Raw genomic sequence first — 12,943 nt, 5'->3', positions numbered from 1 at the left:
TTCGCATAAGAGGAGGAAAGCGGCAATGCTGGAAGATTTGCTGGTTTTCACCACGGTCGTCGAACAGTCCAGCCTGAATAAAGCGTCCAAACTGCTGAATTTGTCCCAGCCCGCTCTGTCCAGAAAAATCACTAAACTGGAGGAAGAATGGGGCGTATCGTTGTTTACGCGAAAAGGGAAACGGCTCGAGTTGACCCGCGTCGGACACGAGGCCTATATCTATGCCCTGGAGCAGCGCCAGCGCCACCACAATTTCCTTCAGTCCGTCTCCCGGTTCAAAGCGTCCGAGCGCACCGTTGTTACATTAGGCGCGAGTCTGACGACCATTCAAACGACGCTTCCGCCGCTCGTCAAAGCCCTGATGGAGAAATTTCCCGACATCGAGCTGAAACTTGTGACCGGAAAGACGCATGAAATTGTGGCTCACATCCGCGACCGCAAGGTGGACTTGGGGGTGGTCGCCTCTTCCATTAGCGAAGCGGGCCTTCGCTGTATCCCGCTGTTTCAGGACCATCTGGAACTTGTCGTCCCCCGGGGGCATGAATTGGCCGAAAACCGGCACGCCGGAATGGAGGATCTGAACGGCCGGTCTATGATCGTCTTTTCCAAGGGAACCTGGTACCGGAAACTGATCGACGATTTGTTCGGGCGCTACGGGATCATCCCCGATATCCGCATGGAGATCGACTCGTTCGAAGCGATTGTCCGGCTGCTGCCTACCTGCAAGGCCGCGGCATTGCTGCCCAAATCATATCTCCGCAAGCAGTTGCTGCAGGATAACGGACTCGTCTCGCTTCAAATGAAAGAGCTGGACCAAACCCGGCGGGAAACCTGCCTCGTTTACGGGGATAAATCCGAACTGAGTACAGAAACGCAGGAATGGATTTCGAAAATAAAAGAAAGCGTGGTGGAAACACTTGCCTTGTAGCTTGCGAGGGTAGCGGGCTTGGAGCCACTTGACGTGCTGCCGGCTGGCGAGACCGGAGGGCTAAGGGCTACCAAGGCGTGAGACTGGTATGGAAGCCCGGCCGATATGGAGCCTTGCGGCTAGCTCGCAGGATTAACGGAAGAAAATCCATTGGCTCGAAAGTCCTTGCCCCTTGCTCCCGTTTGCCTTGCACGCCATCTTAAGTAAATTCCGCCCACAGTCCGGGGCCTTGGCACGCAGAAGCCAGATGTGTTGGTTGAGTAAAATGATCTGTTCGAATATGGGGAGGTACGTGGTGGTTGGCGTCCGTTTTGAGAGGTTCAAAGTGTTGTACTGAAGAGTTAAGTAGTCTGCTGTACGGTGAGCCAGATTTGCGTTGTCCCGTGTCTGATGCGGCTACAGAGCCAGCAGTGTGTGTGATACGTTACTAGTTGTGCGGGGCCGGTGCCATTTCATGCGACAATAACGGGAAAAACTCCTGTTAATTCGGCCCCAAAAACCGCGGTCAGCTAGTTAACTGGAAAAACACCCGTTAAATTTCGGCTAAACGGCCAATTTACCGCTTAGGGCGCCGAATTAGATGGAGAAATTCCAGCTAATCCGGTTGAAAGCGGGGACATCTCTAATTTAATGGGAGAAATTCCAGCTAATTTTATACCGACGGGTTAACCCGCGGGGAAGTTCGATTCCCGCTTCCTGCCTCGTTGCATTTACGGCCTGGCCGCTGCTTCCTCCCGGATCTCCAAGCCCAGCTTTCGGGCCACCCAAGCGGTGGTGCTAGCCTGGACGACGATGGTCAGCACGATCGCCATAAACGTAATCGCCGAGATCACCTCGGCATGCGGAATCCCCATGCCGACGATCATCCCGGACAGGGCGGCCGGAATGACCCCGGTCTCGCGGACCCAGCACATAAACAGCAGCTCCCGCCAGCTCCACTGTACGCTCCGGTCCGGCAGAGCGCAGAGCAGCACCGTCAGCGGGCGGGCCACAAACATAAGCACCAGCACGGCCCCCAGGCTCTGCCAGAAATAATGGCCCAGCGTCCCGAAATCGACCTGGCTGCCCAGCAGAACAAAGATCAGCATGCGCAGGATCACGGTCGTATTTTCGGCGAAAGCGCCCATCTCCAGCTGTTTATCGCCCATCGATAAGCGAAAGACCCCGGCGTTCCCCCAAATCAAGCCGGCCACAAACGTAGCCATAAACCCGCTGACATGCAAAAGATCCGCAACAAGATAACTGGACAAGGCGCAGACCATCATCACGATCGTCGTGTACTCTCTGAGGACCCCATATTTCACATGTCCCGTGAAAAAGGCCAGCACGCCGGAAATGACCAGTCCAACGGCAATCCCTCCGCTTGCGGTCGTCAGAAAATCCCCGGCCATTCCGCCAAAATCCAAAGTCCCGCTGCCTCCGGCCGCGGCCAGCAGAGCAAACGTGACGATCGAACCCGTCGCATCGTTGAAAGCCGATTCGCTCTCCACTGTCTCCCGCACGCGCTCCTTGATCTTCACCTGCTTGAACACGGGGATGATCGAGGCCGGATCAGTAGAGGCAATGACCGCGGCAGCCAAGAAGGCGATGATCCAATCCACACCAAACAGAAAGTGAACGCCCAGTCCGACGACGAGGACGGAGATAAGCACCCCCGGGATACTGAGCAAAGTTAGGGTCATCCAGACCTTCCGCAGCCCGCCCAGATTTAAATTCCGACCGCCGTCAAACAAAATCAGCGCCGAGCCGACCGTCAGAATCAACTGGTTGATCAGCGAACCGCCGGACTCGTGAATCAACTTGAAGCCGGGCCCCATTAACATGCCTACCGCGATAAAAACGGCGACGTCAGGCAGCTTGAACAGGGAAGCGAGCTTGCCCGATACCACTCCGATGCTCATCACCAATAAAATTAAAATAAGAAAATGCCGGATCGCTTCCGCCGCTGCCGATTCCATGCCAGGTCACACTCCAAATTTTTTTACGCTATATTAGGTTGAACTATAAAATTGGCGTTGGGCAAGGGTGTGAACTGGTTTCGCGATATGTTGCTAACATCCACAATTGTAGATATAAAGTGCCACCGTCGGAGTCTACAACATTACCGGGAAAATCTCCCGTTAATGTATCGCTCTTGGCTCTTGGATCGAATTTAGCTAGAAAAGCTCCATCTATTTCGCAGCCCTTTTGCCGATATACACAATTTCAGACGGATTAGCGGGAGGTTTTCTAGCTAAATCACCTCTGACGCCGCATACGCACCAAATTAACGGGAAGAATTCCCGTTAATCTGAACCAAACCATCAGTTGCAGGCCAAGCGTGTAAAAGGAGCCCTTTACACGGAATCAATCGTTCAACTTATATAGCCTTATTTTCTTAAATAAAGGGGAGATTAATCATTTATGATAGCTTCGAATTCCTCGATGTTCTTGTTGGCGCCGATAATCACCATAATATCGCCGGCGACCAAATGATCCATTGCCGTCGGGGCGATGATAATGCCATTCTCCCGATGGATCGCCACGATGCTGCAGCCGAAGCGGGCGCGCGGGTTCAAATCGCCCACATTTTTACCGTTCAGACACGTTGGCACCTTCAACTCCACGATGCTGAATTCTTTGGACAACTCGAGATAATCGAGCAAATTGGGGGTCACAAGCTGATGGGCCACGCGAATCCCCATGTCCCGCTCCGGAAAAATCACCCGGTCAACCCCCAGTTTCTCCAATGCGCGGCCGTGTAGAACCGAAATCGCTTTGGCCACTACCGTCTTGATGCCCAGATCCTTCAGAAGAATCGCGCTCAAAATGCTCATCTGAATGTCGTTACCGATGGCGACAATTCCGCAATCGAAGTTCCGTACGCCGAGGGACTTAAGCACCTCCTCATCGGTCGCGTCTGCTACCACGGCATGCGTGAGCAAATGGCTCCACTCTTCAACGACGTCCTCGTTGCGGTCCACGCCCAATACTTCGTAACCGAGTTCCATCAGCTCCAGTGCCAGACTGGAACCGAAGCGCCCCAATCCGATCACGACAAACTGCTGTGTCTTCATCTTGTCCTTTTCCCCTTATCCGATAATCATTTTGCCCTCAGGATGCCTGTATAATTCTTTACCCTGCTGTGGTCCCAGCGCATAAGCCAGGGTGAGCGGCCCGAGCCGCCCGGCGAACATGGTAAAGCTGATAATGATTTTCCCCATGACGGTCAGTTTGCCGGTCAGTCCCATCGTCAAGCCGACCGTTCCGAACGCGGAAGTCGCTTCAAACAGGATGCTCAGAAAGCTGGCGTCCTCCGTCGTGGACAGCACCATCGCCACAGCGACGACGAGAAAAAGCGCCAGCATAGTGATCGTAACCGCCTTGAAAATACGCTCTTGGGCCAGCCGGTACCGGAACAGCACGAGATCCGACCGCCCCCGGATCATGGAAATCACGGCACCCACAAGAATCGTGAATGTCGTCGTCTTGATGCCGCCCCCCGTCGAGCTGGGCGAGGCGCCGATAAACATCAGAATAATGATAAAAAACTGGGTGGCCTGCCGCAGCGCCCCGATATCCAGCGTATTGGCTCCCGCCGTTCTCGGCGTCACCGACTGGAAGAAGGAAGCCAAAAACTTCCCGTCCCATCCCAGCGGCTCAAGCGTCTTGGGGTTGGTAAATTCAAAAATGAATATCACCAGAGCCCCCACCAAAATCAAAGCGGTGGTCATCGAAAGCACCACTTTGGTATGCAGCGAGAACTTGCGGCGCTTCCGGAACTCGATCAAATCCGATACAACGATAAACCCGATTCCCCCCGACACGATAAGAAACATCGCGACGAAGTTGACGACCGGGTCGCTAACATATTGGGTCAGGCTCCGGTATTCCCCGAACAGATCAAATCCGGCATTGTTGAACATGGAGACGCCGTGAAAAATCCCGTAATAAATCGCCCGGCCGAGCGGCATATCGAAGGACCAGCGAATCGCAAACACAAGAGCAGCGCCGGACTCAATGATCAGCGAGTAAAGCAGGACTTTGCGAATCAGCCGGACGATGCCCTCCATCGTATTCTGGTTCATCGCCTCCTGAAGCAACAGACGGTCCTTTAGCGAGATTTTCCGCTTCAACACGAGAGAGAACAGCGTGGCCATCGTCATAAACCCCAGGCCCCCGACCTGAATCAGCAACATAATGACTACCTGTCCGAACGTGGAAAAATAAGTGCCCGTATCCACCACCACAAGTCCGGTTACACAAGTTGCCGAGGTCGCGGTAAACAGCGCATCGATCCAGGGAAGCGATTCTCCGGTTGTACTGGAAACCGGAAGCATCAGCAGAAAAGACCCGAGCAGGATAATGGCCGCGAATCCCAGCACCAGAACCTGCGGCGGGGAGAATTTAAACCATTTGGAAAGCAAGGCGGTTCACCTCATTTTGTATATTGGACAAAAAAGTACAAAAGAAAAAAAAAGCACTGGAAATCCAATGCCTTTTGATTGGTCCCTGCAGCAAAGGCCTACGAGGTTAGCTGACGGATTCGGGCTTGCTAGGTCTGCCCTATTCGCCGTCGCAACAAGCGAGAATGCTTGCCGGAAGCGAAATTCACCCCTAAAGATCGGTTCCCCCGTTTTCAAAAGAAATTCGGCCAATTTATGAAGTTTCATTATTTTCATTGCATTTTCGTCAAAAGGATTATAAGCCTTATTCGGCCGCACTACAAAGTGATATTTCGATGAAATTATGCGATAAACGCCGAAAAGGGAGGAAACAAGCTTTATGGTATCCCTTTATCTAAGCCATGCTTTGCTTTCCCAACGTTATTGCGCATTTTCACATTTTCTCCTCCATCTGTGGCGAAGCGCCGCCCCCTGTGTTATCTTTTACTGTGACATCGATTTGTCAAAATCATACGGATTCCAAAAAATCAAAAAGGAGTTTTGACATGTATTCCGACCTAAAACCGCGGCGCCGGATGAAGAACGGAACCTTGTGGGGGCTTGCCGCCCTGGGATTGATTTTGTTTGTTCTTCTCCAAATCTACCCTTCAACGGCCTCCGAAACCCTGCAGCTGGAACAATCGGCGCAGGTGCTCACCAAGGACCAGGCCAAAGCGGCCGCCCTTAAGTTTGCGCAGGACGAACTCGGGGTTTCTCCCGGAGAAGAAGTCATCGTCACTTATCAGACCCGGGCCGACGTTTACGGTTATTTGACCAAAGAGAAGTTAATGAAGGATTACCTGGAGAAATATGACAAGCAGTTTCCTTATGATGTGTTCCGCGTTTATTTCGGCCTGTCCGACGAAGGGTGGGACGGGGTTACTATCGACATACATATGACGACGGGAAAGGCGGTCGGATTTAAAAAGATTCCGAAAACCGACTTCCTCGCCCCGCCAAATGAGCTGGAAAGCAGCGAGGGACTCTTGCTTGGCCTGGACGAAAAAGTCGAGCTGGCCCAGCCCTATCTGAAGGCGCTCGGGTACGGCGAGCAAGGCGCTCCTGCGGTAGACGAAACCGCCTCCGGGCTCCGGTTAACATTTAACGATTACAAAATCGGCGACGCCCGGGCCCAAATGGATATCAGCTTTAAAGATCGGCAAGTTGCGGAAATCACCAGCTATTTTGAGGTACCGCAAAACCATACCAACTATGTGAAACGGCAGACGACCATCGCCAATTGGCTAACTTATGCGGGCTATGCCTTGTTCACGTTCGTACTCGGAATTCTTGCCATTGTATACAGCGCCCTAACGCGAGCCTATACTTCATTCAAACGCGGGATCGTGCTCGCTTCTGTCTATTTTCTGATCTCGATGGGCTCGGCTTTGAATATGCTGCCGTTCCTGGAATCGGAAGGCGTTGACGGTGCGCTCCTGATATTCGGACTCGTTGTTCAAGGGCTCGTCACGCTGATTCTGGCCGCGTCGATCTACTTCTCTCTCGTCGGCGGTGACGGACTCTGGCGCAAGCAGGGAATCAACCTGTGGGCCCGGGCCAAAGAACGCGGATATGGGCGGCATGTGCTGTCATCCATGGCGGACGGCTATGCCTGGGCGTTGATCCTGCTCGGCGTGCAATCGGTCATCTTCTTCATTCTTGAACGCACGATTCATACATGGTCCACGACCGATGCCACCCAGTCGCCTTATAATATGCTCTATCCGGCACTCCTCCCGCTGCTGGCCTGGGTAGCTGGAATTGGGGAAGAGGCCGTCTACCGGCTGTTCGGAATCCCGATGCTGAAAAAAATGTTCCGCAGCACGCTGGCCGCCAGCATCATCACCACGCTGATCTGGGCCTTCGGCCACACGCTGTATCCGATCTATCCGGTGATTTCCCGGCCGATCGAGCTGCTGTTCATCGGCTTGCTGTTCAGTTATATTTTCCTGAGATACGGCTTTATCGCCGTCATGTTCGCCCATGTTATCTTCGACAGCATTCTGATGTCGCTCAGCGTCATGTTCATGGGCGGAACCCTCAACATGGTGTCCGGCCTGTTCTTTATTGTTCTCCCGGCCATCGTGGCTTATGTGATTTATTTGTTCAACCCTTCGGGCAAAGAGCGGCCTTCCGCTTCCGGGGCACAAAAAGAGGAGCCGCTATAAGCTATAGCGACTCCTCCTCCCGCAGGGCTTGAATGATTTGGTTGGCGAGCTTATCGCCAATGGAAAGGGGCCGGAAGTCTTCGACGGAGGCCTCTTTTATTTTTTTGAGCGAGCCGAAATGCTTCAACAGCGCTTTCCGCCGCTTCTCCCCGATGCCGGGAATGGCATCCAGCTTCGAAACGACCATCGATTTGCCGCGCTGCTCCCGGTGAAATGAGATCGCGAAGCGGTGGACCTCATCCTGAATCCGCTGCAGCAGATAGAACTCCTGGCTGTCGCGCGGCAGGTGCACCGGCTCGGGCGGTTCGCCCACCATGAGCTGGGCCGTCCGGTGCTTGGCGTCCTTGACCAGACCGCCCACCGGAATAAACAGGCCGAGCTCGTTCTCCAGCACGTCGATCGCCGCGGAAATCTGCCCTCTGCCGCCGTCCACGATGATCAGGTCCGGCTGGGGTAGATTTTCCTTCAGGACGCGCTCGTATCTGCGGCGAATGACCTCGCGCATCGTTTCGTAATCGTCCGGACCCTGAACGGTCCGGATTTTGTATTTCCGGTATTCCTTTTTGGCCGGTTTCCCGTCGATAAAGACAACCATCGCGGATACCGGATTGGTCCCCTGGATATTCGAGTTGTCGAACGCCTCGATCCGTGACAATTGCTCCAGGCCGATGGCCTGGCCCAGGTTCATGGCCGCGCCCATCGTCCGCTCTTCGTCCCGCTCGATCAGGCGGAACTTCTCTGCCAGCGCCACGCGCGCATTCTCCTCGGCCATCGTCACCATCTGCCGCTTGAGACCACGCTGCGGAACAAGCGTCTTCACGCCGAGCCACTCCTGCAGCGCCGTAGCACCGCTGTCCGCGTCCAACAGCGTTTCCGCGCCACCTCCGCCTTCGCCGCCGTCCGAGGCGTTCCGCCGCGTCCCGCTTTCCTCAGCGGCGTCCGCGGACTCCGCCTTGTCCGGAAGCAGGATTTCCTTGGGCAGCGCCGGGTTGTCGCTGTAATACTGCGTCACGTAGGACAGAAAATCGCTGTACGCCTCCCCGTAAAAAGGAAATACCGAGGCATGGCGCTCGATCATTTTTCCCTGGCGCATATAAAGAATCTGTACGCACATCCAGCCTTTGTCCACCGCATAGCCGAACACGTCGCGGTCCTTGGCGTCGGCCGTGGTGATCTTCTGTTTTTCCATCAGCGCGTCGATATTCTGGATTTGATCCCTTAATTCTTTGGCACGCTCAAAATACAGCTCTTCAGCGGCTTCATGCATTTTCCGCTCCAAGTCTTTACGGATTTCCTCATGACCGCCGCTCAAGAAAGAATGGATCTCCTGCGTCATCTTCTCATATTCCGATGGCGGGACTTCTTTTTCGCAGGGCGCCAAACACTGGCCCATATGGTAGTACAGACAGACTTCCTTCGGCATCACATTGCATTTGCGCAGCGGATACATCCGGTCAAGCAGCTTCTTGGTCTGTTGGGCCGCATAGGCGTTCGGATACGGTCCGAAGTACTTGGCTTTATCTTTAACCACCCGGCGGGTGACTTCCAGGCGCGGATGGGTTTCATTCGTTATTTTGATATAAGGAAACGTCTTGTCGTCTTTTAGCAATACGTTATAACGCGGATAATGGGTTTTGATCAGGTTGCACTCCAGAATCAGCGCTTCCATGTTGCTGCCGGTCACGATATATTCGAAATCCCGGATTTCGGAAACCAGACGCTGGGTCTTGCCGTCATGACTCCCGGTAAAATAGGAACGCACCCGGTTCTTCAGCACCTTCGCCTTGCCGACATAGATAATCTTCCCGTCTTTGTTCTTCATCAGGTAACAGCCGGGCAAATCCGGCAGCAGAGCGAGCTTATGGCGGATGTTCTCCATCGCCTTCTCCTTGTCCTGTTCCCGCTCCTTCTCCTGCTCCGGAGCTTCATTCGATACGGAATCCATGCTTTAAAGCCTCCTCCCCCACATGGAACAAATTGCCTACTTTTACGCAGAAAGCGCCCCCGGGACATGCCGGAGGCGCAGACCAAGCGTTCAAGGATGCATTCTTCTTGACCTTATTGATGTTTGGCGATCAGACTCTTCAGCTTATCCTTCGGATTCAAGCCCACGACTTTGTCCACGGGTTGACCGTCCTTGAACAGAATCAAGGTAGGAATGCTCATTACGCCGAAACGGGAAGCCGACTCGGGATTATCGTCCACATTGACCTTGGCGATCTTCACGGAATCGCCGATTTCACCGTCCAACTCCTCCAGAATCGGAGCGATCATTTTGCAGGGACCGCACCAAGGAGCCCAGAAATCCACCAATACGATGCCTTGCCCTTCGACTTCGTTATTGAATGTTTGATCGGATACATTAACAATTGCCATTTGCAATCTCCTCCTTATATTTGTGCCCGGAAGTCAACACGGTTTTCCGAACATATTCTCTGGAATTAGCATTAAAGAGCACTACCATCTAAGCAGGCGTGCGTGTTGACAATTATACCACATTTTTTTAGTAAAAGAAAAATCGTAATGAAGACGCCTTCTTTACAAATTTCAGCGATTGGTTATACTAATAATAACCCAAAAACGAATTGTCTATGATGTTTATTATTGACAACGAGTTTATTTTGCGAGGAGGCCGCGTCGCCATGGATGCAAATACGCATGTGAACGATCCCCGGGAGCATATCAATGAAGAACCCCGTAACGATCTCTTCGATTTGATGAACGGTTTCTTCGGAATGCTCACGTTTATGGCCGTTGTGTTCTTCGGTATGGTCATCGTGAAATTTATTGCCGGCTAAGGCGCAAAAGATGCGAAAAGAGCCGGGCTCTCCTTCAGCGGGAGAGCCCGGCTCTTCGTTATTCCTTTAATCGCGTCCGCGTTTATTCGTCCCTCTGACGGTGACGACATCCACAAACGGGGCGATCCGGTCCATCAGCCGCTGCCCCTTGTGCAGCTCCTCGCCGTCCTTGCTGGTAAAGCTGAGGTGTTTCTCAAGTACGTTTAAGGAATAGTTCGATGTATAAAAAGTAGGCTTACGGTTCATCCGATAATTCAAAATCGAGCCCATCACATGGTCCCGCACCCACGGATTCAGATTCTCCGCGCCGATATCGTCGAAAATCAGCAGATCCGCCTGCTTCATAACCTCGGTCGTCTCTTTCAGCTTTTGGCTGTCCTGCAGCATGGACTTCAGGTCCTCCACGAACTCGGGCATATAGACGATCACTCCGGAATAGCCTTCCTTCGCCAATTCATGCAGCAAATAACACATCAGAAAGGTTTTCCCCGTGCCGAAATGACCTTCCAGATACAAGCCCCGCGTCTTTAAACCCGATTCTTTCGTCTCGTTGATATACTTGAAAATCTGGCTCACGGCCGGAGCCCTCATGCTATCCTTGGCCATAATCTCCACTTCGTCATAGCCTAGCTGCAGGGCTCTTTCATCGACATAAAAACTGCGAATCCGTTTCTTGACGGAGATTTCATGCTCATGGCGCAACTGTTTGGGACAGGGAACCTGATGATCCACCAATTGGGGCCCGGTTCCGACTTGCTCAACGGTTAATTTGGTAAAATGCCCGGGAAAATCGTTTGGGCAGCGCTCCAGCCCGGGACAATTCGCACAACGCCGGCTGTCGTTCACATATTGGTACAGCTTGGCCATCCCGCGAATCAGCTGCTCTTCCTGCAGCTCGGGGTGGCGGATGCATAAATCACGGACTAAAGGCTCGTTCAGCATCCTTGCGTTTAATTCCTCCGACCGGCGCCGCAGCTGCGGACTTTTGATTTGCGACAGCAATTCCCCGAGGGACTCCATGGTTGTTCACCTTCTTCCTTTCGTGAGTTTAATTACCTACAGCCTCCGCGCCATAAAGGTTAATAAAGGGGGAGTCTCGTACCTCATCAGACATCGTAGTAGGAGAAAATGAGAATACGCTGCTTCAACTATGATTTGGAGTGAGATTCTTGATAAGTACGCAGTCTCACGCCTACAGACATCCAAATCGTATTAGGCCCATGGGCTATCAAGGTCCCTAGTGCAATTCCAACACTCCCCATCTTTCCAACTCCAAAAGATGCAAATCTGCAGGTATTTACGCCAATTCACGAGGGGATGCGAAAAAAGATGCAGAATCTGCAGGAATTTCTATTGCGATTTTAGAGAAACGAGCCGGTTTCATCGAAAATTCCTGCAGAATCGGCTAGGCCCCCTTAATCCGGAGTCCTACCCTACAATGTTTATGAATTCACAGGATTGCTCCTTATTCTGCCGTATTACACCGCTCTATGAAAGGCAGAGGTGTCTTCCAGTGTCCTCACCCATATCGAGAACTTCGCTGGAGACATTTTTCTTAAGTTACCGTGAATTTTTCGGTTGTTGTAAAAGTCCATGTATTGGTCCAGCGCCTCATAAGCTTCATCGAGGGTCATAAAGTCCCTTTGGCTAAACAGATGGCGCTCCAGGACGCTGTGAAATGACTCAATGTAGGCGTTCATATTGGGGGACCGAGGTGGTATACGCTCATGAATAAGATCCAAGCTTTCACAGGTATCTCCAAATAGCTTGCTGACGAACTGCGGACCATTGTCTGTACGAACCACCGGCATGGGCTCGCCGGGCTCTATACGGTCTTGCAAGGCATACCATAAGGTTTGGACGACTTGTTTAGCTTCGCATACTGGGCCTCTATACTGCCCTACTACCATTCGGTCAAACACATCTATAATGCTGAGTACAAAAAAGAACCGTTCCTGCCCGATCGCGTATCCATATTTAATGTCCATTTGCCAAAGTTGGTTTGACCCCGTTATAACTCGATTTCTCGGTAATCGGCGAGGGTGGGAACGTACGCGCTTTCTAGGTTTCTGCAATATGTCTAACTCTTGGCAAAGTCGATAAGACTTCTTTTTGTTGAAGATGAGATCATACTTATCTCGAAGGGATTGGGCCAAAAACTTATAACCATAGACAAACTCTTCTCCTTCAAGGAGTTCGAGCAGCCATTCTTTGATTTGTGCGTCGCTAACTTTCTCACCTGTAGCCGTGTAAGAGTATCCAGGCACGGGACGACCTGCACGGCTTTCGGTTGGACGTTCTTCGCCTTTTTCTGCTGACTGGGCCAGTCGCTTTTTACGGTCGTAATACGTTGATTCTGACAACCCAAGAATGCGCAGCACAACAGCTGCCGGTTCCCCCCGCTTAATGAATGGGTCGGCTATTTCAAATTTTTCAGATAAGCGGGGTTTTGCTTTTTTAGCAACTCTCGCAAAATTTCGATTTCGAGTTCTTTTTCACCAAGGACCTTAACGGCCTTTTGGTAGCGTTGCTCTACCTCCTGCAGGCGTTGCAACTCTTGAACATGTTCGTCTGCCGCAGGAATTTCTTCAGGCGAAATAGAGTCCCGATGATCTCTAATCCAAC

Annotated in this window: 10 protein-coding genes, 1 pseudogene and 1 riboswitch; of the genes and pseudogenes, 3 read left to right on the top strand and 8 right to left on the bottom strand. The window is 52.3% G+C overall.

Translation table 11 applies throughout. The features are described from left to right. Positions 1-25 precede the first annotated feature (25 nt). Positions 26-928 carry a LysR family transcriptional regulator gene (locus tag V4U84_RS23410; RefSeq protein WP_334076124.1) on the top strand — a complete coding sequence of 301 codons (903 nt, stop codon included), beginning with the start codon at positions 26-28 and terminating at the stop codon, positions 926-928. Between the two features lie 710 nt (positions 929-1,638). On the opposite strand, the gene V4U84_RS23405 is transcribed toward V4U84_RS23410, so the two are convergent. From V4U84_RS23405 to V4U84_RS23395, 3 genes are all read right to left on the bottom strand, one after another. Then, positions 1,639-2,886, bottom strand: coding sequence for a cation:proton antiporter (locus tag V4U84_RS23405; RefSeq protein ID WP_334076125.1), 1,248 nt, complete (start codon positions 2,884-2,886; stop codon positions 1,639-1,641). A 435-nt stretch (positions 2,887-3,321) separates the two neighbouring features. Continuing rightward, on the bottom strand, positions 3,322-3,984 hold the full coding sequence (locus tag V4U84_RS23400; RefSeq protein WP_334076126.1) for a potassium channel family protein: 663 nt from the start codon (positions 3,982-3,984) through the stop codon (positions 3,322-3,324). A gap of 15 nt (positions 3,985-3,999) precedes the next feature. Further along, positions 4,000-5,334, bottom strand: a complete 1,335-nt coding sequence (locus V4U84_RS23395) for a TrkH family potassium uptake protein (RefSeq protein ID WP_334076127.1) — start codon at positions 5,332-5,334, stop codon at positions 4,000-4,002. 79 nt (positions 5,335-5,413) lie between these two features. Then, a riboswitch (cyclic di-AMP (ydaO/yuaA leader) is annotated at positions 5,414-5,573 on the bottom strand. Between the two features lie 285 nt (positions 5,574-5,858). Here V4U84_RS23395 and V4U84_RS23390 point away from each other — a divergent pair. Continuing rightward, positions 5,859-7,520 carry a CPBP family intramembrane glutamic endopeptidase gene (locus tag V4U84_RS23390; protein ID WP_334078069.1) on the top strand — a complete coding sequence of 554 codons (1,662 nt, stop codon included), beginning with the start codon at positions 5,859-5,861 and terminating at the stop codon, positions 7,518-7,520. A gap of 1 nt (position 7,521) precedes the next feature. On the opposite strand, the gene uvrC is transcribed toward V4U84_RS23390, so the two are convergent. Then, positions 7,522-9,465 carry an excinuclease ABC subunit UvrC gene (gene uvrC / locus V4U84_RS23385; protein ID WP_334076129.1) on the bottom strand — a complete coding sequence of 648 codons (1,944 nt, stop codon included), beginning with the start codon at positions 9,463-9,465 and terminating at the stop codon, positions 7,522-7,524. Positions 9,466-9,578: 113 nt separating this feature from the next. Then, a complete protein-coding gene (gene trxA / locus V4U84_RS23380; protein WP_334076130.1) occupies positions 9,579-9,896 on the bottom strand; it encodes a thioredoxin in 318 nt (105 codons plus the stop codon). 266 nt (positions 9,897-10,162) lie between these two features. On the opposite strand from trxA, the gene V4U84_RS23375 reads away from it, so the two are divergent. Beyond that, positions 10,163-10,318 carry a YqzM family protein gene (locus tag V4U84_RS23375; RefSeq protein WP_148456859.1) on the top strand — a complete coding sequence of 52 codons (156 nt, stop codon included), beginning with the start codon at positions 10,163-10,165 and terminating at the stop codon, positions 10,316-10,318. Positions 10,319-10,384: 66 nt separating this feature from the next. Here the strand turns inward: V4U84_RS23375 and dnaI are convergent, their stop codons facing one another. From dnaI to V4U84_RS23360, 3 genes and pseudogenes are all read right to left on the bottom strand, one after another. Then, the gene (gene dnaI / locus V4U84_RS23370) at positions 10,385-11,338 is read right to left on the bottom strand and encodes a primosomal protein DnaI (RefSeq protein ID WP_334078068.1); all 954 of its coding nucleotides are present in this window, start codon (positions 11,336-11,338) and stop codon (positions 10,385-10,387) included. A gap of 458 nt (positions 11,339-11,796) precedes the next feature. Further along, positions 11,797-12,699, bottom strand: a complete 903-nt coding sequence (locus V4U84_RS23365) for an IS3 family transposase (RefSeq protein WP_334074351.1) — start codon at positions 12,697-12,699, stop codon at positions 11,797-11,799. A 38-nt stretch (positions 12,700-12,737) separates the two neighbouring features. Next, a pseudogene (locus tag V4U84_RS23360) lies at positions 12,738-12,943 on the bottom strand (transposase); the annotation flags it as partial.

The sequence above is a fragment of the Paenibacillus sanfengchensis genome (assembly GCF_036864765.1).
GTDB classification, from domain to species: domain Bacteria; phylum Bacillota; class Bacilli; order Paenibacillales; family Paenibacillaceae; genus Fontibacillus; species Fontibacillus sanfengchensis.
This window is presented reverse-complemented; position numbering and strand designations above follow the sequence as displayed.